This window comes from Nostoc sp. NOS(2021) (assembly GCF_017115025.1).
In the GTDB taxonomy this organism is placed as follows: domain Bacteria; phylum Cyanobacteriota; class Cyanobacteriia; order Cyanobacteriales; family Nostocaceae; genus Nostoc.
Map to the genome: position 1 here is coordinate 1 of NZ_JABXKM010000032.1, position 23,565 is coordinate 23,565.

Genomic DNA, 23,565 nt, shown 5'->3' on the forward strand with positions numbered 1-23,565 from the left:
GAGGGGAGCTAAAGCGCAGCTTTGGCGGGGTGGGGTTCTTGGGGTTTAATTAAGTAATCAAGCGGACATGATATTAGACATCCATATATTTGAGATTAGAAAAAAACTTGGAGGTTAAATCATGCCTTGGGAAATAACTGCTGAGGAGTTGCTGGCTCGGTATGCTGATGGAGAGCGAAACTTTGCTGGGATTGAGTTGATTCAATCCGAGGGTGTTCCCCAGGAAGCTTCGATTGACCTCGAAGGGGCTATTTTGAGAGATATCAACTTGCGTGGAGCCGATCTGTGTCGAGCCGATCTGTGTCGAGCTGATTTGACTGGAGCCGATTTGTTTGGTGTTTCCTTGGAAAGCGCTTGGTTGAAACGCGCTATTGTCAGGGATGCTAATTTGTATTCTGCCAACTTGAGTTGGTGTGACTTGACTGAAGCCGATTTGAGGGGAACCGACTTGAATCATATGAATGCTAGTCGTGCTGCCTTCTGTAGAGCTAACATCGGTGGTTTTTCTTACGCCATTTTGGCTCATGCTAACTTTCGTTCCGCTGACGTCTCGGAGATCAATATTTGTAAGTTCGGTAATTTGATTTGGCAGACCACTATGCCCGATGGCACTATCAAAAGTGGTCCCTTCTTCGGAGAGTTTTAGTTCATCCTCAGATGCAGTCATAAGGTGTGCATTCGGAACAAGGTAAGAGGATATTTGTAAAGTCTCAATTCATATTAGCCCTGGCGAATAGAATTCGCGGCTATACAGACAAAACCCACCTCCGTGGGTTTAAAACCTTGATTTTATCTTAGAGGATGTTTGAAAAGTATTTGGCTGTGATTTTAGGCACTTGTTGATCCCCCCTAACCCCCCTTTTTAAGGGGGGAACTTGGAATCAAAGTCCCCCTTTTTAAGGGGGATTTAGGAGGGTCTAAAACGTTTGGATACCTACAATCGGACTTTTAAAACATCCTCTTAGTCCACGGAGGTGGACTTTGCTTGTGTAGCCGCGAATTCTATTCGCCCAATACTTTGAAAACATCCTCTAAAATTTAATTATCATTTGCGATTTTCACGCCGCCACTTACCCCGCACTAAACGTATTTCATCAAAAGTATAGCTTTCACCTAGTTGTTCTTTGATGGGAGTGAGGGAAATTTCACCGAGTACTTCTAAAACTTGCCAAATTTTTTGTTGATGTTCTACAGAAACTAATTGATTTAAATCAACTGGCTGATTTTTCTCAATTAGTTTCTCTAGATGATTGCTAACTGTTGCCGGACTCAGGTTACGTTTTTGGGCAATTTGAGCGATATTTAAACCTTGTTGATGTAATTGTAATGTCTGTAATTCGGTATAAGAAGGTGAGTTGGGAGAGGATACGGAAGCGGAAGTAACAGATTTATTTTGCAAACCTTTTTCTAGGCGGTAGGCGCAAATTTCTGTAATAAACCTTTCGCCATATTGAGCGAGTTTGTGACTACCTACACCAGAAAGTTTGGCGAATTCAACTAAGTTTTGGGGTTGCACCTGCACCATCACTTTTAAAGTGGAATCGTGGAAGATTACATAAGGTGGTACAGATTGTTCATCAGCTAATTGTTTGCGTAGCGATCGCAACTTTTGTAATAATACCTCTGCTTCTTCTGCTTTTTCACTCCCCGCTTCCCAGGTAATCTTTTGGACTATGGTTACAGCTAGCGAAACTGTGCGTTGTTTTCGCATTACTTCCCAACTCAGGCGGTTTAGTTTTAAAACTGAGTAACCATCGCTAGTTTGTTCTATTAACCCTTGATGTAAAAGCGATCGCCCCAACATTCGCCATTCATCTAGAGTTCTATCTTTGCCAATACCGTAGGTAGAAAGTTTATCGTGTTCGTACTGGATAATTTTGTCTTTTTTTGCCCCCCGCAACACATCAATTATGTGTAGCATCCCAAACCTTTCTTTGCAACGCGCCACACAAGATAAAAACTTCATGGCTTCAATTGTCCAATCTTGCATCGGTTTGGGATGACGACAATTGTCACAGTTACCGCAATTCCCAGGAAACCTTTCGCCAAAATAACCCAGTTGAATCGTTCGCCGACAATCAGTGCCTTCAGCATAATCGATCATCTGCCGCAGTTGTTGTTTAGCAATCAACTGTTCTTGAGGGTCACTTTTTTGATCAATACTCCATTCAATTGTTTTAACATCACCAAAGCTAAAAAATATTGTACACCTAGATGGTTCTCCGTCTCTACCTGCCCGACCCGATTCTTGATAATAACTCTCTATATTTCTGGGCATATCAAAGTGAACTACCAACCGCACATCGGGTTTATTAATTCCCATCCCAAAGGCGACTGTTGCCACCATCACCCGAACATCATCTCGAATAAATCGCGTTTGATTACTACTACGTTCTTCATCAGTTAATCCGGCGTGATAAGGCAGAACAACAACTTTATCATTTTGTAGTTTAAAAGTGAGTTCATCAACTTTTTTCCGAGTTAAAGAATAAATAATTGTCGAACCTTGAGTTTCTCGAATTAGTTCTAACAATTCAGCGTAAGCATATTTAGTTTTAGGACGAACTTCGTAATAAAGATTTTCCCGGTTAAAACTGGCAAGATGGATGCTAGGTTGCTTTAGTCCTAATTGTTGAATGATATCACTACGGACGCGATCGGTTGCTGTGGCGGTGAGGGCGACGGTAGGAACATCAGGATAGCGTTTTCTCAGAGATTTTAACTGGCGATATTCTGGACGAAAATCGTGTCCCCATTCCGAAACGCAGTGCGCTTCATCAATAGCAAAGCTAGAAATACCGATTTTTTCTTTAACTAAATCGAGAAACGGTAGAAACCTTTCACTTAGCAGACGTTCAGGGGCAACGTATAGTAATTTTACTTTACCGGCGAGGATGGCTTCTTCCCGCGATCGCACCTTGTAAGCATTCAAACTACTATTGAGAAATGTCGCATTAATATTATTATTTCGCAGTGCTTCTACTTGGTCTTGCATTAAAGCAATTAACGGCGACACCACCACCGTTAGTCCATTTTTTAACAATGCTGGTAGCTGAAAACACAGAGATTTCCCCCCACCAGTCGGCATCACAACCATTAAATCTCGATTTTGCAGCGCATCTTCGATAATTTGCCGTTGTCCGGGGCGGAATCTGTCGTAACCGAAGTGATATTTTAGCGCTTGTTCGAGATGGGGATACTGAAGCATAGCGATCGCTTTTTCGGGGGCTGTCTGCGTGAGTAGTTATTGAAGATATCAGGATTTTAACTCACATCTTCGGCAGCTTTGGTCAGACCTGCGTTTCTGTTGGCGATCGCAATTGTCTTAACAGAACTTCTCTTACCCCAGCTTTCACTTAGCTGGTACTGGCGGTAATGGTGAGAGAATGGAATAATAATCTTGGGCAGCTAATCATGAAGCGAGAATTTAATGTGATTATCGAGCGGGATACAGATGGCTACTTTGTCGCTTCGGTTCCTAATCTTGCTGGGTGTCATACACAAGCTAAATCTTTAGATGAGTTGATAGAACGTATCTGAGAAGCGATCGCACTCTGTTTGGAATTTGAGGATGAACAGGATTCATTGGATTTTGTGGGCGTCCAACGAGTTGCAGTTGAAGTATGAGCCAACTGCCAAGTTTGACAGGACGCGAAGTCATAGCAGCTCTTGGTAAAATAGGTTTTGATGTTGCTAGGGTGCGCGGAAGTCATCATATAAATCAGTCTAAGTTAAAAGTAGGTAGATCACAAACAAGTTGAAAAGATATGGACAACAACAATAAACAAATTTACAATTACACAGTTCTTCTGGAAAAAGAATCAGATGGAGGTTATCACGCTTTTTGTCCTATTTTAAAAGGTTGTCATTCTCAAGGAGATTCTTTTGAAGAAGCCATCGAGAATATTACAGAAGCTATTGAATTATATATTGAAAGTTTAAGGGCTGATAATCAGTCAATTCCTAGAGATGATTTAATTGTTAAGCCTTTAAGTATCTTGGCATGAGTAATTTTCCCAGTGTCAAAGCTAAAGAATTTATCAAAGTCATCGAAAATTTAGGTTTTTATCTTCACCGTCAAAAGGGGAGTTATGCTATTTACAAGGATAGTCATGGACAAAGGGTTGTTGTTCCTATTCATTCGGGAAAAGACCTAAAACAAGGGACTCTAATGGGTATGATTCAAGATATTGGTATTGATAAGGAAACTTTCTTTGAGTTATTGGGAAAATAAATTAGGTGTAATTTTATTGTTTGATGTCGGTACTAAACCCAACATACAAGCTTGGCGATGTCTACGACGGGCGTAGCTGCGGCAGGCTCATCAACCTTCATGCTAGGAGCGATGTCTAACGGGCTACGCCTACGCTTGACTTTTAAGACAGTTGCTACAAGAGCCGCGATCGCGCTATTCCCCTGGTGTTCGTCTCAATCAATGCTATGATTAGCACAAATTTCTCACTTTAGGGATGCACGTAATCAGCAAAGTGAAATTGCGGGAATTCTGGGTTCAACACGCTGATTCTGAAGATGCTCTCAATGACTGGTATAAGTTTGCATCTATTGCGAACTGGTCTAATTTGATGGATGTTCAGAAAAGATATCCAAAGGCAGAAGCGGTTGGTAACTTTACAGTGTTTAACATCAAAGGTAATAACTATCGTTTGATTGTAGACATTAGATATTCCAGCCAGACAATTTTTATTAAATACGTTCTTACCCATCCTGAATACGATAAAGAAAGGTGGAAAGATGACCCCTACTTCTAGTCAACAAACCTATACTGACTTACTGATTCAGTATCAGCCTAAGCCAATTAAAACAGAACAGGAGTATAACAGAGCCTTAACAGCAGTAGAGGGGATGATGTCTGGCGAGTTGACAGAGGCTGAAACTGCGCTTTTTGAGTTGTTGGTTCTTCTGATTGAGAATTACGAGTCACCTCATTATTCGATGGGTGAATCAAAACCTCTAGCTACTTTGGAATCCCTCATGCATGAGTTTGATGTGCAGCCAACTTCTTTAGTCGAGGTTTTTGGCACTGTTGAAATTGTTAGAGAAGTGGTTAATGGTCAACGCCAAGTTAGCCAATCTCAAGCTGAGTCCCTAGCTAAGTTTTTTAATGACCATTATTCTGGGCTTTCCCTAACGGCTCTTGACTTTGGACAGTAAGAAAATTGAAGATTAAACTGTCGCTACAAGATCGGCGATGTCTACGACGGGCGTAGCTGCGGCACTTCCCAAAATCGTGCGATCGGCCTAAACTACATTCTCGGCATCAGCTGCTAATACTTGGTCAACGGTTAAAGTTAAGTCTGGAAAAGTTTGACAAGGAATTGTTTCTCCTTCAAGATACTCAGAGCGTTGATACTCACCATTTTCTAGGGTCAGGACGATCGCCTTTTTTCCTTTTCCTCGCAGACAATACTTAGCAGGAATTTGACCTCGGTAGTCGATAATCCAATATTCAGGTACTCCCAGGGCAAGATATTCTTCTTGCTTGTCTATGAGGTCAGTTGACCAGTTGGATGAGGCAATCTCAACAATCATGAATGGCTGAGTTTGGATGCCCATCCTTGGTTGATCGTCGGGGTAAAACTGGGGGCGTTGGATAATCGCAATATCGGGTCGTCGGCTTTGTGTCTCGTTAATTTGTAATGCGTTTCGCTTCCGAACTGAGTATTTCAGTTTACGCTTGCGGTAGGCAAGTTCAAACATGAAGGACAGGAATTCAAGAATTTCTTCATGCAGTTCGCTGGGTTCTGGCATTAGCACCAGCCTTCCAGCAACCAACTCATACTCATTAAGTTCATTACCTTCGGCGAAATCAAGGAATTGGTTAAAGGTTAGTGGTTTAGGGGTTGTGATCATGGCGATCGCTCCTGATTGATTAGCATCTGGCTTCTCATAACCTTTTGATCTTCAAGTTTATATCTATTTGCCATTAAGTTTTAGCTTGTTGAGTCTCATGCTTCGATCTAACCTACAAGATCGGCGTTCTGCTTGCAGCAGCGCTTCGCGATCGCACGCTCATCAACCTTCATACATGATGCGATCGCTTGACTTTCAAGACAGTTGCTATAAAATCGGCGATCGCACAAGTTTCCTACCCTGATTCTGTCCACTTTTGATGCGGGGATTTTTTTTCAGGGCAAATGCCTTTCATCAGTTAGTCTTGACCTTCACATACTGATAACTATTTTCACAATGAGAATTGCTGTCATCTTATTCTTATTTCGTATAATAAAGTACTGATAGTGTATAATTACCAACTCCTGTTATACGTTGAGGGTCGCTTGGATCTTCAACAGCATCTAGAGTATGGAACTGACCATCGGCTGGATCCATATACCTCAACTGATAAGTTCCATTGTTAAATATACGTTCTGTTAGAATTATGTAGTGGTTACCATTAACATTGGCTACTATAGGTTTATCTTTATTCAGTATTCGAGTTATTGCACTTTTATAGTAGCTACCCGCACTATCACTGCCATCAAGCCGATTTAGATTACTTTGTTCTCCAATAATTCGATCAATGTCAGTTGGCTGATTTTGATCAAATATTGTTAAAACATTTGCATTTGCATGATTTTGCACGAAAGTTCTAAGATCGATGTATTGCTGACCACCTTTATGCTTATGAATAGCATAACCAACAGCAGCCCAACATACATTCCCTGTAGGTTGTGTCTCACCAGAAACAACTCTTTGAACAATTCCCCTACCCTGCTCCATCGGTTCTCGAATATTTTCAGCAAGAGACTGTCCACTACCCTTTGCCTGTATTGACCGCGTTTCTTCCTGTAGCTGCACCCTACTAGCATTCTGCTGCACAACGTGAGTCAGCTCATGCGCCAACAACTCCTGCCCACCCCGATTACCAGGATTATATTCCCCCTGCCGAAAGAACACATCTTGCCCCGTTGTGAATGCACGCGCCTGAATTGACCGATTCAACTGGTCAGATTGACCATCTGTGTGAACCTTCACCCCACTGAAATCAGCACCAAACGCCTGTTCCATCGGTGACTTGATACTATCAGCCAGTGGTTGTCCGCTCCCCTGTGCCTGTTGTATTGACCTTTCCAGATTAGCTGATGCAACTATGCCAGCGTCTAACGCACGACGTTGCACCATTGGTTTCATTTGCATCTGATTATCTTCGAGCAACGCTTCTCGATGTACGGGGCGCTCTGGTTTCATTTGCAGCTCATCATTTTCTGGCAATTCTTCTCGCTGAATTTTCTCGCTCTGTGGCTGATGAATCCGTTCCACTACCTGACGCGCTGTTTCGTCTGCTTCCTGCTCATACTTATCTCCTGGCTCCCCAATTGTCAGCTTTGCCTGAATTGGTGTATCTGGTCTTCTTAGTGGAATATTGGCAATATTATGACCAAATCGCTTTGCGTGTTGCAGTTGAGAATTCAATAATCCATCCATCTTGGCTTGCAGCACAGTCAGCCGTTCCTGCCCCTCTGGCGTAATCTTGCCATATTTGGCTTGTAATTCCAGTCCAAAAGCCTCCATCTTTTGTTCTGCAAAGGCAACATCCTCTTTTGTACTTTGTGTCACTGGTGCAACTGATGCTTTTTGAATTTGGCTACCAAACGGTCTATACGCCAATTGAGGGTTTTGTTCTGCTGCTTGGGAATTGGAAAAAATGGATGAAGGAGTCTTTGACAATCTATTATTGTGCATTGTTTTTACAGTTCTTTATTTGCAGTCAATCTGACATTAAGTTTTCGATCTACTGATATTGGGTAATAACTTTATCGTAAGGAATATATATGTAGTACTACATAGAAGTATTTGATAGGGCAGAAAATGTATTCATCTATCTACAGATAGAGATTACTGTTCCAATAATCCAAATTTAATTAAGCTGTTGCACCTTTAATTTGCACTAATATTTTTTCAAGATGGTTGTGGGGTGGGCATCTTGCCCGCCCTGATTGTGCAAGTTGTATACATAACAGCTTAATACCGCAAAATCTAAAATTCAGTCAGCATCCACCTAACCGAGAATTTGCTGTTATTACTTTGCGCTGATGCCCTATCTGGGTGCATTTTAGCTGTGATTCTAAAGCATCAATCTTTCGTAAAAGCGATATTCCCCACACTATAGAAATCACCAACTTAATCGTCATGCCCGCAAGCAAAAGCGTTACTATTGTGGCAGCTTTCTTTTGTTGAGCCAGCCTTTTTTGTTGTTCTGTAAGTCGTGCTTCAACTTCTTTAGCACGTTCAGCCTCTAATGCCTGCTGCATTTCTCGCCGATCTAATTCTTCACTAGCAGCTAAAAATCGATAATCTAAATTGCTCAAGCTTTTACCATTTGCCCAAGTTTGGGCATCAATCAAAGCTTGTCCACGTAATAAGCGAGATTCATCCTTTTCCTTGGAAGCTATCCATGCATTGAAGGTTTCGTAGTAGGGGCGCAAATAAGCTAATTTTTTTCCAACCCATTCTAAATTGAAAACTTCTTGATAAATTCGGTTTTTGATTTGGAGAAAACCTTGCTTTTTGATCGCCAAACCAGACAGCAACAGTTCTACCTGTTCTCGACTATCGTCGGCTGGTACTTTCACTCCTTGGAGAATTTGCTGATAAATTCCCAGCAATCTGGCGGCAAATTGTTCGTTTCTGAGGATGCGATCGCGAATTGTCCGCAAATGCTCCGGTTCATCTTGTGATTCCCATTTTTCGATGATGTGCGATCGCACCACATTTTCTATCCAAAATTCTTCTGTGCCAGGGGGAATTTTTAGCTTTCTACCCACATCATCTTGAGATAAACCACCAAGTAGCCGACACAACTTTTGAGTAAGAAATGGTTGCCCTTCTGTCCAAGCTAATACTTCTCTCAAAACTTTCTGGGGATGATTATCTTTAATATCCAGTCCCAAAGATAGTGGTTGAGCTTCTTCAAAGGTGAAACCATTTACTTGTATGGTTTTACCAAGATTAAATGGAGTCGTATGATTTCGATATAGAATTAAGTCTGAAGGTGTCGCAACACCGAAAATTGCAAATGTAATCCGATGATACTCTGGATCAATTGCTCGTTGATTATAACAGAACCGAATCAAGCTAAAAAAGTCATCAACAGAGAAATCGAGGCTGAGAATACTATCAATTTCATCAATAAAAATAAATAGTCTTTCGTTAGGAAACTGAGCTAACAGAATTTCCGAAATAAACCGACTGAGTTTCTGAACCAAAGAAATATCATTTTGTTCTTGCCACCAGGTTTTTAAATTGACTTTTCCTAACAGTTTAAAACTCAACCATAGGTCGCCGATAACTCCTTTATACCACTGTTCTGGAGTTATATTTTCACAACCAATATTAGTCATATCAACGGTGGCACATCTAAAGCCCTCTTGTTGGAAGCGATGCTTTGTTTTTACCATAAGTGAAGATTTGCCCATTTGCCTACAGCTCAGGATGTAGCAAAATTCACCCTGCTTCAAGGCTTCGTAAAGTTCCACATCCGCTCTGCGCTCAACATAGCTAGGAGCGTCACTGGTGAGAGTACCACCAACTTGGTATCGATAATTGTTCATTTGATTGATTTTAAATTTTAAATTATTTCTATGTCTAAATCAAGAAATTTGTATCGGGACAGTTGAGAAAATTCATATAATAAATATTTTTATTATTTGTCTTCCCACAATTTACTAGTAGTTTGTCAAGTTGGAATTGATGGATAAGCAAGTTCGTAGTAAGGACTTTAGTCCTTATTTTCTAAGCACTTTAGTGCTTACTACAAACTCTTCATTACTAGCTTTAAAATTTACTATATGAATCATATTTGATTTCTGAAAAAATCTCAGTAGTCTTATAGGGTGCGTTACGCTATCGCTAACACACCTACGTGTATTTCAAAAATCAAATACTAGTCCTATAGAAGCATTAGCACTATTTTGCTTTCCAAGTTGTTGACTAAAATAAAGGCGATATAACTCACACATAGCGTGAGCTTGATTCCCATTTAGTTGAACCAACCCCATGCTTTCTAGTTTGTAAGCAGCGATCGCCTCTAGCTCCACTTTTTCATCTGTTGCAATTACCTGTTGCATAGCTGATATTAATTCTGGTTCTTTTTTGAGTAGAGTCAACAGTTCTCGTAAATGCTGACTGTAAATTCCTACTGGTGTAGCTGCGGTTTCTAGTAACATCTCTAATGTTATTTCCTCCTGACATAGATGATAAAGCGCAAGGCTCACCAAATAGGGATGTCCTCCTACCATTGCTTGTAGTGGTACAAGGCGTTTTGCCCCTTCGGTGTCTGCTGCCCAATGTAGTCCGTAACATAATGCTAAATTCTGTACCTGCTTGAGGGTAAATGGTGGCAGTGTAATTGTTATCCCGACATTGAAAGGCGATTGGTTGAGGTTGAGCGGAATATAAATTTCTGTTGTGTGAACTACCACCATCCGCAGTTTTTGCCAGATTTGATCCTGCTTTGCTTGTTCATGCCAAAATCGCAGCATTGGCAAAAAGTCTTTGGCAATATTGGGATGTTCAAAAACTCGATGGACTTCATTCAAAGCCAAAACTACAGGACTATGATCAATGTATTGCAGCAGATATGCTTCAAAATAGATTTTGCAGCTTACCTTGCTGCCCATTTGCGTATCCCAAAAATCATCTAGACAGGGAAGAAGATTTAACTGCCTGCTGACATTGACACAAAACCAACGCAAAAATTTATCAAGGGAAGCAAAAACGTCTTGGTCAGCTTCTTGAAAGTCCAAATAGACAATTTGATAACCTTGCTCTCTAGCATAAGCAATCATCCGATTGAGCAGAGAACTTTTTCCCATCTTTTTAGGTGCTTTGATCCGGATTAAGCAACCAGGGTGTAAAATCTCGTTACAAACAAGTTCTTCCAAGGGAGGGCGATTGATGTAAAGAGGAGAACCCAGTGGTACAGGGCCGCTAGGAAATTCTATTTTGCTTGCTGGAAAAAAGTCTGGAAAAAGCATTTCTAAACTAGATTTTTCGCCGGATTTTTGTTGGATCTGATTCTCCCGATCACCTATCTTGTCTTGTAGGTATTTGTTCAAGGCTAAATGCAGATTTTTTTTCGTTACTCTTTTTCCCAGTGCGATGGAAAGGTCTTGCCACAACTCAGAGCCAACTTCTTTTATATAATTGTTGCCGTAGCCTGATGCCTCTGCCATTTCACCATAAGTTTTGCCCAACCACGATTGAGAGAGTACAAACCACTGAATGGAAGCAAGAGGTTTGTCTTGCAGAATTCTTTCTACTGCTTGCAGAATATCTTCCACGGATATTAAAGGTTAAACAGTTACTAGATGCATTTATCCACTTTGGACTAGTAATAATATACAACTGAATAAATACTTAAAAAAAGAAAAATTAAATTTGTATGGGTACAATTTTTACAGATCAATTAATCTTCAAACAAAGAAAATCCTTAGTGTGACACTTCCGAGTAGCAAAAGTGGATTTTAGTCGGAAAAGTCAGCCGTTACAAATGGTCTTCTTTCCAAGGGTTACAGATGAAAGTAAGTTATGGAACGACTATTTTTTGTAAAAGCGACACTACGGCCGCTTCTGTGTTCGTAACAAATGGATAAATGGGGATTCAAAGACATTACTTCTTCAGTGCCAGAGTCAAACCATCTGCGATCGCTACTAAACTAAGACTAACTCGCTGGTCTTGATGCAGCTTTTGATTAAAGGCACGAATCTTTTTAGTTCTATTATCTTGCACTTGGGGGTCGGCAACCTTGCCTGACCAGAGGACATTATCGATCGCAATCAGTCCCCCCGATCGCACTAATTGCAGCGATCGCTCATAATAGCCATCATAGTTGCTCTTATCTGCATCGATGAAGGCAAAATCAAAGGTTTCCGCTTCTCCCGTTGCGAGTAGCCGATCCAAAGTCTCCAAAGCTGGGGCAATGTGCAGTTGAATTTTATCCGCCACTCCTGCTTGCTGCCAATAGCGGCGAGCGATCGTTGTAAATTCCTCACTCACATCACAGGCTACCACCTTACCGTCGCTCGGTAACGCCAATGCCACTACCAGGGAACTATAACCTGTAAATACCCCAATTTCCAAAGTTTTCTTAGCTCCCAGCAACTGCACCAGTAGCACCAAAAACTGCCCCTGTTCGGGAGCAATCTGCATTCTCCCTATTGGATACTGGGCTGTTTCCTGTCTCAGTTGGGTTAAAATTTCCGGTTCTCGCAGAGAGACTGATAGTAAATAGTCATAGAGGTTTTGTTCGAGTCCTAGTGTTTGAGTTGTCATGGGCATTGGGGATTGGGCATGGGGCATGGGGCATTGGGGACTTATCCACGAGTCTTTGATACTCGTGGATAAGTGTTTGATAGTCGCCAACGATTTTTTAGAAGTCAAAATTATCTTTAAATGTAGATTGTAATGATTGTGCCAAAAGCGATCGCGCAGGCGGATGAGAGTTTGTGTAATCGCGAATTCTATTCGCCCTGGCTCTAAGTTGACACCCATGAGCATTGCTGTGCCCTTACAACATTTGCATCAGATTACTCTAACAGCTATGTAGATTGATTACAGGACTTACGCACAAGCAACGGAAAATCGAACCACAGAGGACACGGAGGAATAAGAGTTTGGGAGGTTTTTTGCGTAAGTCCTAGATTAATGATTGTGCCAAAAGCGATCGCACAATCATTCTATATGTAGAAATATTGCATAAAACATCTATAATGCTTTAATAGCAGTTGCCTCAAAACTGACTTCCACCAATTGAGCATTTATTGAGCATTATGGTAAACAGCGCAAAAACACCAACAGGTAGGGCTAAAAAGGGGTTAGTAACCATCAGACCTGATGGTGAATACATCAAGGCTTGTTTTCCCCGTTCACCGTTCCCAGGTGAAAAGGCACAAGTGAAACGAGCTATAGGTATTCCACTAGTTGATGGTTGGGAAGGCAAGGCTAGCCAGTTGCAGAGTCGATTACAGCTTGAATTAGATGAAGGGAAGTTAGCCGCCCCCGGTGGGATGTTCAATCTGAAGCGATTCAACGAAATCTTGGTTGAGTACAAACTAAGACCGGATCTAAAAATAGTAGAGAGTGCCGTAACCTCGGATGGTCAGCTACCCCCTAAACCTCAGTTATCACTGATGGAAGTGTGGGATATGTATTGTGAACACAGGAAACATGGGCTTGCTGAAACAACCTATGAACTCATGTACAAAGGTCAGTACTCAAATTATCTTCAGGATGCTATCGTTGCCGTGGGTTGTGAGGATGCAATAAAAATAAAAAATTGGTTGATTGAGAATAGAAGCCTAGCTGTTGTTAAATGCGTTATAAGTAATCTGTCAAAAGCCTATCATGTGGCTATCAGGCAAGGATTAATCAAAGCTTTCAATCCCTTTGAGGAGTTTAGAGAAGAAACAGCAAAAGCGGGAAAACAAGGATATACATCAAAAACAAAGGATAAAGATTGTGAGAACGATAAAGATATTCTTGACAAATCAAAAGCATATACATGGAATGAAGTAGAGGCAATACTTGAGTATGTAAAAGATAATAGTAGAGTGTCGTATTGGTACAACTTTATAAAATTCAAATTCCTTACTGGTGTACGAACTGGTGAGGCTATTGGATTATGGTGGAGAGATGTTAAATGGGAAAATGAATGTTTAACAATTCAACGAACTTATAGCAATGCAATTAAAAAAACTTTAGATACAAAAAACGAGACACCTAGATTTTTCCCCATGCCAAGAGACGGGGAATTGTGGAAGCTTTTAAAGTCTATTCCACAAGGGAAACCGAATGATACAGTTTTCAAAAGTAAGACAGGAAAAATAATAGGTAGGTCTTACTTTAATGCTGTTTGGTCAGGGCTTGCTTGTCGCAACATTAAAGGCATAATTCCAGAATTAATAGAGCAAGGCAAGCTTACCAAGTACCTGCCACCTTACAATACTCGTCACACATTCATCACTCACCAAGTATTTGAAGTGGGTGTTGATGAGAAAATAGTTGGCGCATGGTGTGAACATAGTGAAACAACGTCTAGAAAACATTACCAAGATATCGCTGACAGGGCATCAAGAGTTGTCCCAGGTTACGGAACACCAGCTACCACTACTCAGCAAGTTCAGCAACAATCTGAGATTGACCTACTTAGGGAACAGAATAAATTGCAGCAAGAACAAGTGGAAGAATTAAAAAGAGTGCTTGAAAGGTTAACTAAAGATAGCTAAATATTATTAGTCCAAGTCAATGGTCAATACTCTCTAATCAACTGGAGAGTATTTTTGTGTTAAAAATTATTGCTTTGGTTGACTTAATTAAATAACTAAATTAAATTATTGCTTAATCAATTTTCATCAATATTATGGATGAGAAAAACTGTAGGCGATGCAAGCATTTTAATATTGAAATTAACTCAAATCATGTTGTGGCAATGGAATGTCCATACAAGAGCGATGATAATAATTTAAAATTTAGAAAAAGTCAAATGGAAGATGTTTTTGAAATAATTGTTGATGAATGTGAATTTTACAAAGACACGGGTAATTTTAACAAAGACTATTATCGAGATGTAAAAAATCAAACAATACCACGCCAACAAACCGAGCTTGACCTAATGAAAGAGCAAAATCAATTACTTAAGCAACAGGTTGAGGAATTGAAGAAGCTACTTCAGGACAGAGATAGCTAAACCTCTATTATTTGTAGTACTCTAAGAACTACTCTAAGTAACACTTCAAGAACTATCAATTATGCGTATCAATGGAAAGCTACTTCGCGATCGCAATTTAGGGCCCAATGCCCAATCTTGATTCTGTTACTTTTTCAAGTTAAGGTGGTAGAACGTATACAGGATAGGGATTATGGTAAGGGAAGACAGTAATAGTCACGGTGGCAAGCGTAGCGGCGCTGGTAGGGCGAGTAAATGGGGTGAAGGTGTGAAGACTCAGATTTACCGCCTACCACCTTCCCTTGGTGATAATGTTGAGGAGATGGCAAGGGAACTGGAAAGTCTACGGCACGTCCTTGATAACTGGCAATTAAAGGTGGATGAAAGCAAGGGGAAGTCAGCGACGGGTCAACCTGGGGAAAGGTACAAATATGTGGCTCAACTGGTGAGTGAGTTAAAACAGGCAATGGAGGTGATGGGAAGTGTCGTAAATTAGCAAATCAGTTTACGACCCGTTTACACTCCCCAAGGTGAGCATTAGTTGAGCGCGGTTATTGAGTGTTACTTGCTTGACTGATATGGTGAAAATAGGGTGTTTGAGCATTATGTGAGCATTTTAATGAATAGAATGCTCCAAAGTCTTTTATTTAGCTTAATTTAGTTATGTGTAGACATATTGCATACCAAGTCTTTGCTTGAGTTACTCGCCTAAACCCTTCTAGAATTAAAACTATTGTAGGGAATTTTATTAATAAACTTGCTTTTATTGTGGGAGGTATGATGAGCCGTCCAATAATTCTTGGTATTGTCGGCGACAGCGCTGCTGGAAAAACAACACTAACGCGAGGAATCGCTCAGGTACTCGGCCCAGAAAATGTCACGATCATCTGCACAGATGATTACCACCGTTACGATCGCCAACAACGTGCAGAAATTGGCATCACTGCTCTCCACCCGGACTGCAACTATCTAGATATTATGCAGCAACACCTGTCGTTGCTACGCACAGGACAGCCAATTCTTAAGCCCGTTTACAGCCATAAAACCGGCACATTCGAGCCACCGCAGTATATCAAGCCCAATAAATTCGTGATTATTGAGGGATTACTCGGTTATTCTACTCGTGCCGCTCGTGACTCTTACGATGTTAAAGTTTACCTTGCACCCCCGGAAACACTACGCTCTAAGTGGAAAGTCAAGCGGGATACGCAAAAGCGCGGCTACACTGCTGAACAAGTGTTAGCGGAACTAGAAAAGCGCGAATCAGACTCAGCACAATTTATTCGTCCGCAACGGCAATGGTCTGATATAGTCATTAGTTTCTACCCACCCACTGAGGACGATGATGAAACCAATGGACACCTGAATGTCCGTCTGGTACTACGTCCGACAATTCCCCACCCAGATTTTACCCAGATTATCAACTCTGGCTATGGTAATTCTGACTCAGCGATTCGCTTGGGGCTGGACAGGGATATGAGTAAGCCCGTAGATGTTTTAGAAGTTGATGGTCATGCCACCTTAGATCAGGTGAATAAGCTAGAGCATATTATTTGTTCTGATATGCCCCATTTACGAAATATTTGCGATCGCGAAAGTAATCCAGAACTGGGTAAAATTGCTGGTACAACTGGGGAGACAATCCAGAGTTATCCCCTCGCTCTGACTCAGTTAATCATTACCTACCATATGCTGAAAGCAACGCAAATCTATCAGTAATCAGTGAAGATGAAGGGGTTTAACGGGTTTGCGATCGCGTTTAGTGTTGGCTGTTGAATTATGCGATGCCTACGGCGGGAAACTACACACTTTGCTGACTCAAACTTAGATGCTCAGGATTGTGACTTGACGGGGGCTTGCAGCAATTCAATATCTCTAATCTGAAGAATGCCACTACTTTCAAATTGCACACTGATTTGAACTTTGGCAGCATCTGCTTCTTTTTGAAAATGGGCACGCGCTTCGTAAGGCTTAAAATCTTGCGTTAGTGAAACTTCTGTTGGCCATAATCTCGTCATTGTGCCCCACTGTCCTGATCTACGTAAAGCTAAACTCACTTTGATTGGTTTTTTATTATTTAGCGCTTTGGCGTTAAATTGACAAGCAAGAACACACTCTTGAACATCGGGTGCTGCAACTTCAAACAAGATGACATCGCGCAAAGGATCTGTACTAGTTATCAAGCGCTGAGTATTATCGTCATAGGCTTCAATTTGCCAACTTTCTCCGACAATTGCAATGCCTCCCCTTGTCACCGTGGAATCGGCAGGTGTGAATCGACGAATCAGCACAAATGGCTCTGCGGGTTCGGGAACGCCGAAGCGTTTTTCCAGTTCAATACCGACTTCCTGAATTTTAGAGTCAATAAAACCTTTCAAATTATTGAATAGATCATCGAACATAGCGTAGTTTCCCGCCGTAGGCATCGCCCTAAATCATATAATTTTTAGTGTTTCCTTTGAAAGTTGCAAATGAGATTACCCATACAAACTTAGCAAAATTAAAGATTTTCTCAAATAAAGATGATTTTGAGAGCAAACAAGGGATAACTAAAGATAGTTACATCTTTAGTGACGATTCTCTTAGTTTTCTATGACCTATTGCCTCAGAATTGCCGACCTACCTACAAATGAGCGTCCGCGTGAACGACTAATGACGCATGGTGCTAAAATTTTAGCCACAGCAGAATTAATTGCAATTCTTCTAGGCACCGGTCAAGGGCCAGGGAAACTGTCTGCTGTGGGTTTGGGACAATATATTTTGAGCGAATTAGGCAAACACCAACGTGATGCTTTGGCAGTTATGCGAGAAGTTACCGCCGCCGAATTGATGCAAATTCCTGGTGTTGGGCCAGCGAAGGCAACAAGTATCTTAGCAGCAATTGAATTGGGCAAACGCGCTTTTCAATCTCGGCCCAATGACGGCACATTAATTGATAGCCCACTTGCTGCTGCTGCTACCCTTAGCCAAGATTTGATGTGGCAAATAAAAGAACGTTTTGCAGTGGTGCTGTTAGATGTTAAGAATCGCTTATTGGGTACGCAAGTAATTACCATTGGTACCGCAACCGAAACCCTAGCCTCTCCCCGTGAAATCTTTCGAGAAGTTATTCGTCAAGGTGCAACGCGGGTAATAGTTGCCCACAACCATCCTTCTGGGAACCTTGAACCCAGCCAGGAAGATATAGAATTGACGCGTCAGTTATTAGCAGGGGCGCAGCTTTTGGGCATTCCGGTACTAGATCATCTGATTTTGGGCAATGGCAATCATCAAAGTTTACGGGAACTGACAACCTTGTGGGATGAGCATCCACAGGGGGATTAATCAATTAATATCATGTCTGCTTGATTACTTACTAAACCCCAAGAACCCCACCCCGCCAAAGCTACGCTTTGTCTCCCCTCCCGAAGAGCGGGGAGGGGCTGGGGGTGGGGTTCAATGACTGTGGGAATGATAACTAATTATCCAGACTTGATATGAGACAAGTTTTCTGTCTATGGCTGGTATCAAAATGTCCTATTGCCGATAAATTTATGGAAAATTATATACAAATTTTAAGTAGCTAATGGCAACACCAAGTTAAATGCGAAGTAGCAAGAGTCCACTTCTTAAAGCTTCATTCCACAGAGACGATTTTTGAACTTCTAGTAAAGAAAGAGGTGAATTTATTGGTAGGGGTAGCTCTTGTTGCAGAGATAGTTGCCACCAGCCGACATCATGCCACTCACTAAATTTATACCCAACTCTGCAAAATACACCTACAGGCGAAAACCCGACAGCCTCATGCACAGCGACACTTGCTGGATTAGGTAAAGCGATCGCAGCAAAAACGTTGTAATATCCTTGGAGTTGCAGCAACCCAAAAAGGGAAGTGTACAAAGCTTTGGCAACTCCTTTTCTGCGATACTCAACATTGACGTACACGGATGATTCCACAGACCATTGGTAAGCGGCACGAGTCCGGTAGGGAGTAGCATAGGCATAGCCTAGAAGCTCACCGTTAATTTCACACACTAACCAAGGCATCTGCTGTTGATAATTCTGGATGCGCCCCTCAAATTCCGTTTTACTAGGAGGTTCTATTTCAAAGGAAATTGAAGTTTCCCGGACAACTGGCGCATAAATTGCTAGCATTTTTAAGGCATCACTTTCATTAGCTAGTCTGATTGCAGCCTTCACAGCAGATCCTTTTTGAGCTAAAAATTAATTATGCAAGCTCAATATACTCAATAATGGTTCCATCAGGATGCATCGCTCGCATATTGATTCCAGTGGGAACTTTGTTAGGTTCCGCCAGAATCACTGCACCCTGCTGAATAAGTGCTTCTTTAAAGTCATTGAGTGAGTCAACGAGAAATGTTGCTTGTGTACTCTTGAATGGAGAGAGTGCTTCTGCCGAACCAGCAATTAAAAGAATAGAACCCACACCGGCAAGTTCCAACTCAGCCTCGGAATATTGAAACCACAACCAACATTTTTCTGTAAAGAGGTTTTCATAGAAAGCGATCGCTTCATCCAAGTCTACCGGATTAAGATAAACTCTGGTTAGTACTTTAATAATTTGCATTGCAAACTGTCTATTAGGCAGCTAGTGTATTTTATTTTGCTTACTCGGCAATCATAGTTAACTAAGATTGATCAATAAATAGTCTATCTTCAATTTGAAAAAGGTCTTCAATTCTCTGTTCACCTAGCTCTAGATAACGTTGTTCGCTATCAATGAAAATACATTTCATTTCTACTCCTTTAGCCCCACAAAAGTCATCTGTATAGCTATCAACAATATATATACATAATGATGCATCAGTACTTGGTACAAATTTGCGTAAAACTGTGGCGAATTGAGGATTGAAACTGAAACGCAAAGGTTGGCACACAGAGAAGTCGGAGCTAAGTCATAGTCACTTCGTAAAGGTTAGTGGTTTGCGTTGGTTATCAATGATGCTATTGGTTGAAATTCCTTGGGCTACTTTTTCTGGCTCACCTGATTCAACCGAGATGATAAAAGTCCCTCGCCTTTTATTTTAATTTTTGAGGGATATTAGACATAGGAGTGAAAATGACGTAGGCACAATTCATGAATTGTGCCTACCAAGGATTTCGGCCAACGCATAATTAATTTCTGGAGATATCTATTGCTGTTTACGCTGCTTAATTGGATAAAGCCTCGTAAATAGACTGATTAAACATGATCATAGCAAACTCAAAATGTTTTATGTATTGCTAGACGGCAATCATTCAGAAGCAAGTCAAGTTCTTTTAAAACTTTCAAGGGATTTCTACCTCTAAAGATAGCAGCGATTGCAGCTTCATAAGGATTTCTACCTGTTTTTTTGACAGCATTTATTGCAGCTTGATTTGATAATCCTCGGACACTAACTAGCCATGCCGCTAACACATGTCCAGTACGCCCAATCCCACCAGAGCAGTGTACAACGACTTTCTCATTTTGTTTATCTGCTTCTATTAAGAAAGGAAGTATTTTCTGTGTGAGGGTTTCTAAATCACATAAATGGAAATCTGCAATTGGTGCCCAACAAACTAATTGATTATCAAATTCCTGTTTGTATGTACCCAGAAGATCAGAGTAAGAAGCTAGCTGTTGCTCTGAAAGAAGACAGCAAACTCGCTTGATGTCTTGGCGCTTCATGAATTCTATCCAATCTTGAAGCTCCTTGTTAGTGTATCCAGGTCGTGCAGCCCCAAATACTATTTGCTCATTCTCCCCAGCCGGGGCAAATTTATACATCTTTAACTGTCTAACTTCTGAATCTTGGAAGTTGCTCGTTGTAGCCATAAAATAGTTAGTTATTTTTTGATTAAATAGAATACTTTGCCGGAGCATTCAGATGGTAAAATACATGATGTATTCACCTTTTTTACATAGGTTTTAAATCTAGTTAAAAGATAGGATTTTTAAATACTCTTGCACAGCAGTAAATAATCCCACCTCCAAAGCATCGGCAATCAGGGCATGACCAATAGACACTTCAAGTATGCCAGAAATTGAACAGAACTTTTCTAAGTTTTGCAGATTTAAATCATGCCCGGCGTTCACTCCTAAACCAATTTCCTGAGCCTTTTGTGTTGCTTTTTGATAGTCTTGGAATACAGACTCTACATTACCATTACGAAAAGCTGTAGCATAAGGTTCTGTATATAACTCAATGCGATCGCTTCCAATCTCTTTTGCACGTTTAATTTGAGTTAAGTCAGTATCCATAAATAGACTGACTCGAACTCCGAGGTCTTTTAGCTCTCGAATGATTGGTCTGAGCCAAGAGCCATCTGTAGCCAGATCCCATCCGTGGTCTGATGTGAAAGCATCTGGTGCATCGGGAACTAAGGTACACTGCGTTGGTTTGATTTTTCGGACTATCTCTAAAAATTGAGGTGACGGATTACCTTCTATGTTGAACTCAACAGTCAATATCTGCGCCAATGCATCGACATCTTCGGGCTTGATATGTCGTTGGTCTGGGCGTGGGTGAACTGTGATTCCTTGTGCGCCAGCTTTAATGCAGGTAGAAGCCGCTTCAATCACGCTCGGTCTCCCAAAATTTCGAGCATTCCTGAGTAAAGCGACTTTGTTAAGGTTAACGCTGAGATTGGTCATATTAAAAATATATAAGTAAGTAGGTGAGAATAAATCAAAGTAGATTAAGTAATGTAAAAAATCTTGATATGAGTTCTTAGTGAGCGGCTCCAGCCCTCAAATTAGGACTAAAGTCCTTACTACAAACCTTGAATTATTCACGCCGCTCTACTTAGTCGATTCTTAGGGTCGTTTTGAACTACTTATTTTTTTAGATATTACTCGAAATTTAATCTATTATGGTGCGTTAGGTAGAGGCATAATGCATCCTACAAATTAAGATTGGATGATTTTTTTGGTACTCACTTAAACCATCTGGTGCAAATGTGTTTAAATTGACATATTTTTTACTATTTCTATTATTCCTGTTACATTTTTACAATAAAATCTGTAATTCTTTTCGTTTGGTTTTCTTACTAGGATTGCTTTGATTCCTGCGCGTAAAGCTCCAGCAATATCAGCGTCATAACTATCGCCTATCATGATACATTTTTTCTTTTCAAGATTTAAATCGTTGATAACGTAATCATAAAATTTGATGTTTGGTTTTTCATAACCAATTTTTCCAGATGTATATATTTCAGTAAAGTAATCTCTAATTCCTAAATTCTCTATAATATCGTTAAGTTCGGGTATATGATTCGATAAAATTACATTTTGATAATCGTTATTTAAGGCATATTTTAATGTAGACGTTACATCATTATATATATAGCATTTTCTGATATTTTTGTATTCATTTTGTACTTGCAAAGCAAATCTTGTAGCATCGTTTTTACCTATTCCTACTTTCTCATAGACTTCTACAAAATATTCATTCATATACTCCCACCATGTTTTGCCATTCAAAAATATGCTATGGGGAGTATCAGGGGAGTGCCAAGTAAAGCCAATGTTGAGAAATGGTCGAATATCCTCTAGCTTTATATTTTGGATTCCATTACTTTCTAATATTGAATGTAAAGTTCCACTCCACATTCCCTGACGATAACCTAGTGTATTCTCAAAATCCCATAATAAATATTTCATAAGTTAATTTTAATTAGGTCTACCTACTTAGCGATAATTACTCTTCAGCGTAATTCGTAATTTTTTAATTACGAATTACATTAGCGAGTCTCCGTTCGCTTTTAGCGTCTCGTAGAGAGCGTCATTACGAATTACGAATTATTCACTTTGCCTTGCCAAACGATTTCCTTCACTTTGATTTCTTTCGGGATCAATTTAATTTTGTAGAAGGTATCTGCAACCTCTTGTTGTTTAGTAATCACTTCATCTGTGATCGGAAGTACATCATATTCACGCCGCTTTTCTGCTATTTCCAACACCGGAGCATCTATCCCCAAAGCCGGGGAAAGAAATTTAGCAACTTCACTAGGATTATTTTTTGCCCAGTCACTAACTTTCTTTACCTGATCTAGAACTATTTTCAATGCATCCGGCTTGGCATCAACAAAAGATTTTGCAGCCAGATAATAACCACGATTGGGAGCTAATCCCGTCGCGTCTGCTAAAGTACGTGCGCCTGTTGCTGCTTCTGCTGCGGCTAAGTAAGGGTCCCAAATTGCCCAAGCATCAACCTTTTTTCCCTCAAAGACAGCACGAGCATCGGCGGGAGTGAGACTTACTCGTTGGATATCACTGTACTGTACTCCTGCCTTTTCCAGTGCTTTCACCAATAGGTAGTTAGCATTAGAACCTTTGGCAAAAGCAACTTTTTTGCCCTTGAGTTCAGCCACACTTTTTATAGGTGAATCCTTCGACACCAGAATGGCTTCAGCCTTGGGACTCCAAGGATCGTAGGCAACATAAACCAAAGGAATGCCCCCAGCTTGAGCAAATATAGGTGGTGATTCTCCGGTATAGCCAAAATCAATACTGCCTGCATTTAATGCCTCTAGAAGCGGAGGCCCAGCCGGAAATTCCGACCAAGTTACCGAAGATCCTGAAGCTGCAAAGGCTTTCTCTAATTCCCCTCTCGCCTTCAGCGCATAGAGGACAGTTGACGCTTTCTGGTAACCTATGCGAACTGTAGTTGCGCTAGCTGCTGGAGTTTGGGTTGTCTGCGATGTGCCAGAGTTGTCGCTTGCGCTTGGAGAACAAGCAGAGACAGCCAAAGTTAAACTAAGTCCCACTGCAAACATTATAGAAAAGGTGCGGATTCTTCGTTGTTGGAACCTTTGGAGGAAGGCGATCGCAATGCCCAAAAATCGACTTAGAGAGAACTTAGTCAACATCTTCACTCTGCTTTCAAGGATAAATAAATATCAGACTTCAGCAAACTTT

Annotated in this window: 27 protein-coding genes; 14 read left to right on the forward strand and 13 right to left on the reverse strand. The window is 40.8% G+C overall.

Annotation, left to right across the window (positions count from 1 at the left end):
* The first annotated feature begins 121 nt into the window (after positions 1-121).
* Positions 122-646: a pentapeptide repeat-containing protein gene (locus HWQ41_RS03105; RefSeq protein WP_292759843.1), complete on the forward strand. Its 525-nt coding sequence runs from the start codon at positions 122-124 to the stop codon at positions 644-646.
* A gap of 399 nt (positions 647-1,045) precedes the next feature.
* On the opposite strand, the gene recQ is transcribed toward HWQ41_RS03105, so the two are convergent.
* Positions 1,046-3,208 carry a DNA helicase RecQ gene (recQ, locus tag HWQ41_RS03110; protein ID WP_292759844.1) on the reverse strand — a complete coding sequence of 721 codons (2,163 nt, stop codon included), beginning with the start codon at positions 3,206-3,208 and terminating at the stop codon, positions 1,046-1,048.
* Between the two features lie 206 nt (positions 3,209-3,414).
* On the opposite strand from recQ, the gene HWQ41_RS03115 reads away from it, so the two are divergent.
* The 7 genes from HWQ41_RS03115 (at position 3,415) to HWQ41_RS03145 (ending at position 5,172) form a co-directional block, all read left to right on the forward strand.
* On the forward strand, positions 3,415-3,540 hold the full coding sequence (locus HWQ41_RS03115; protein WP_292759846.1) for a type II toxin-antitoxin system HicB family antitoxin: 126 nt from the start codon (positions 3,415-3,417) through the stop codon (positions 3,538-3,540).
* A gap of 83 nt (positions 3,541-3,623) precedes the next feature.
* Positions 3,624-3,761, forward strand: coding sequence for a type II toxin-antitoxin system HicA family toxin (locus tag HWQ41_RS03120; RefSeq protein ID WP_292759848.1), 138 nt, complete (start codon positions 3,624-3,626; stop codon positions 3,759-3,761).
* A 6-nt stretch (positions 3,762-3,767) separates the two neighbouring features.
* Complete coding sequence (locus HWQ41_RS03125) at positions 3,768-4,007, forward strand: type II toxin-antitoxin system HicB family antitoxin (RefSeq protein ID WP_292759850.1); 240 nt, start codon at positions 3,768-3,770, stop codon at positions 4,005-4,007.
* Positions 4,004-4,234: a type II toxin-antitoxin system HicA family toxin gene (locus tag HWQ41_RS03130; RefSeq protein WP_292759852.1), complete on the forward strand. Its 231-nt coding sequence runs from the start codon at positions 4,004-4,006 to the stop codon at positions 4,232-4,234. The genes HWQ41_RS03125 and HWQ41_RS03130 overlap by 4 nt, the downstream gene beginning before the upstream one ends.
* 57 nt (positions 4,235-4,291) lie before the next feature.
* Positions 4,292-4,444 carry a hypothetical protein gene (locus HWQ41_RS03135; protein ID WP_292759854.1) on the forward strand — a complete coding sequence of 51 codons (153 nt, stop codon included), beginning with the start codon at positions 4,292-4,294 and terminating at the stop codon, positions 4,442-4,444.
* Between the two features lie 25 nt (positions 4,445-4,469).
* Positions 4,470-4,769 (forward strand): type II toxin-antitoxin system HigB family toxin, encoded by a 300-nt coding sequence (locus HWQ41_RS03140; RefSeq protein ID WP_292759856.1) that lies wholly within the window; start codon positions 4,470-4,472, stop codon positions 4,767-4,769.
* Positions 4,753-5,172, forward strand: coding sequence for a transcriptional regulator (locus HWQ41_RS03145; RefSeq protein ID WP_292759858.1), 420 nt, complete (start codon positions 4,753-4,755; stop codon positions 5,170-5,172). Before HWQ41_RS03140 ends, HWQ41_RS03145 begins: the two co-directional genes overlap by 17 nt.
* Before the next feature lie 87 nt (positions 5,173-5,259).
* On the opposite strand, the gene HWQ41_RS03150 is transcribed toward HWQ41_RS03145, so the two are convergent.
* A complete protein-coding gene (locus tag HWQ41_RS03150; protein ID WP_292759860.1) occupies positions 5,260-5,871 on the reverse strand; it encodes a Uma2 family endonuclease in 612 nt (203 codons plus the stop codon).
* Between the two features lie 97 nt (positions 5,872-5,968).
* On the opposite strand from HWQ41_RS03150, the gene HWQ41_RS03155 reads away from it, so the two are divergent.
* Positions 5,969-6,115 carry a hypothetical protein gene (locus HWQ41_RS03155; protein ID WP_292759862.1) on the forward strand — a complete coding sequence of 49 codons (147 nt, stop codon included), beginning with the start codon at positions 5,969-5,971 and terminating at the stop codon, positions 6,113-6,115.
* A 116-nt stretch (positions 6,116-6,231) separates the two neighbouring features.
* On the opposite strand, the gene HWQ41_RS03160 is transcribed toward HWQ41_RS03155, so the two are convergent.
* From HWQ41_RS03160 to HWQ41_RS03175, 4 genes are all read right to left on the reverse strand, one after another.
* Positions 6,232-7,701: a DUF4157 domain-containing protein gene (locus HWQ41_RS03160; protein ID WP_292759864.1), complete on the reverse strand. Its 1,470-nt coding sequence runs from the start codon at positions 7,699-7,701 to the stop codon at positions 6,232-6,234.
* Between the two features lie 305 nt (positions 7,702-8,006).
* Positions 8,007-9,569, reverse strand: coding sequence for an AAA-like domain-containing protein (locus HWQ41_RS03165; protein ID WP_292759866.1), 1,563 nt, complete (start codon positions 9,567-9,569; stop codon positions 8,007-8,009).
* Between the two features lie 318 nt (positions 9,570-9,887).
* The gene (locus HWQ41_RS03170) at positions 9,888-11,300 is read right to left on the reverse strand and encodes an AAA-like domain-containing protein (RefSeq protein WP_366931627.1); all 1,413 of its coding nucleotides are present in this window, start codon (positions 11,298-11,300) and stop codon (positions 9,888-9,890) included.
* 329 nt (positions 11,301-11,629) lie between these two features.
* A complete protein-coding gene (locus tag HWQ41_RS03175; RefSeq protein ID WP_292759906.1) occupies positions 11,630-12,292 on the reverse strand; it encodes a class I SAM-dependent methyltransferase in 663 nt (220 codons plus the stop codon).
* A gap of 497 nt (positions 12,293-12,789) precedes the next feature.
* On the opposite strand from HWQ41_RS03175, the gene HWQ41_RS03180 reads away from it, so the two are divergent.
* The 4 genes from HWQ41_RS03180 (at position 12,790) to HWQ41_RS03195 (ending at position 16,403) form a co-directional block, all read left to right on the forward strand.
* A complete protein-coding gene (locus HWQ41_RS03180) occupies positions 12,790-14,244 on the forward strand; it encodes a tyrosine recombinase XerC (protein ID WP_292759868.1) in 1,455 nt (484 codons plus the stop codon).
* A 134-nt stretch (positions 14,245-14,378) separates the two neighbouring features.
* Entirely contained in the window at positions 14,379-14,705 is a 327-nt protein-coding gene (locus HWQ41_RS03185) for a hypothetical protein (protein WP_292759870.1), read from the forward strand.
* A 172-nt stretch (positions 14,706-14,877) separates the two neighbouring features.
* Positions 14,878-15,180 carry a hypothetical protein gene (locus HWQ41_RS03190; RefSeq protein WP_292759872.1) on the forward strand — a complete coding sequence of 101 codons (303 nt, stop codon included), beginning with the start codon at positions 14,878-14,880 and terminating at the stop codon, positions 15,178-15,180.
* Positions 15,181-15,464: 284 nt separating this feature from the next.
* Positions 15,465-16,403: a phosphoribulokinase gene (locus HWQ41_RS03195; protein WP_292759908.1), complete on the forward strand. Its 939-nt coding sequence runs from the start codon at positions 15,465-15,467 to the stop codon at positions 16,401-16,403.
* 113 nt (positions 16,404-16,516) lie between these two features.
* Here HWQ41_RS03195 and HWQ41_RS03200 read toward each other — a convergent pair whose 3' ends face one another.
* Positions 16,517-17,086, reverse strand: a complete 570-nt coding sequence (locus tag HWQ41_RS03200) for a hypothetical protein (protein WP_292759874.1) — start codon at positions 17,084-17,086, stop codon at positions 16,517-16,519.
* A 190-nt stretch (positions 17,087-17,276) separates the two neighbouring features.
* On the opposite strand from HWQ41_RS03200, the gene radC reads away from it, so the two are divergent.
* Positions 17,277-18,008, forward strand: a complete 732-nt coding sequence (gene radC / locus HWQ41_RS03205; protein WP_292759876.1) for a DNA repair protein RadC — start codon at positions 17,277-17,279, stop codon at positions 18,006-18,008.
* A gap of 255 nt (positions 18,009-18,263) precedes the next feature.
* Here radC and HWQ41_RS03210 read toward each other — a convergent pair whose 3' ends face one another.
* The 6 genes from HWQ41_RS03210 to HWQ41_RS03235 all read right to left on the reverse strand — a co-directional run bounded on the left by HWQ41_RS03210 (position 18,264) and on the right by HWQ41_RS03235 (position 23,516).
* Positions 18,264-18,863, reverse strand: coding sequence for an arsinothricin resistance N-acetyltransferase ArsN1 family B (locus HWQ41_RS03210; protein ID WP_292759878.1), 600 nt, complete (start codon positions 18,861-18,863; stop codon positions 18,264-18,266).
* A gap of 28 nt (positions 18,864-18,891) precedes the next feature.
* Positions 18,892-19,251: a VOC family protein gene (locus tag HWQ41_RS03215; RefSeq protein ID WP_292759879.1), complete on the reverse strand. Its 360-nt coding sequence runs from the start codon at positions 19,249-19,251 to the stop codon at positions 18,892-18,894.
* A gap of 636 nt (positions 19,252-19,887) precedes the next feature.
* Positions 19,888-20,433, reverse strand: coding sequence for a dual specificity protein phosphatase family protein (locus HWQ41_RS03220; protein WP_292759910.1), 546 nt, complete (start codon positions 20,431-20,433; stop codon positions 19,888-19,890).
* A gap of 147 nt (positions 20,434-20,580) precedes the next feature.
* Positions 20,581-21,300, reverse strand: coding sequence for a pyridoxine 5'-phosphate synthase (locus tag HWQ41_RS03225; protein ID WP_292759881.1), 720 nt, complete (start codon positions 21,298-21,300; stop codon positions 20,581-20,583).
* 309 nt (positions 21,301-21,609) lie between these two features.
* On the reverse strand, positions 21,610-22,308 hold the full coding sequence (locus HWQ41_RS03230; protein ID WP_292759883.1) for an HAD family hydrolase: 699 nt from the start codon (positions 22,306-22,308) through the stop codon (positions 21,610-21,612).
* A 131-nt stretch (positions 22,309-22,439) separates the two neighbouring features.
* Positions 22,440-23,516 (reverse strand): sulfonate ABC transporter substrate-binding protein, encoded by a 1,077-nt coding sequence (locus HWQ41_RS03235; RefSeq protein ID WP_292759884.1) that lies wholly within the window; start codon positions 23,514-23,516, stop codon positions 22,440-22,442.
* Between the last annotated feature and the right edge of the window lie 49 nt (positions 23,517-23,565).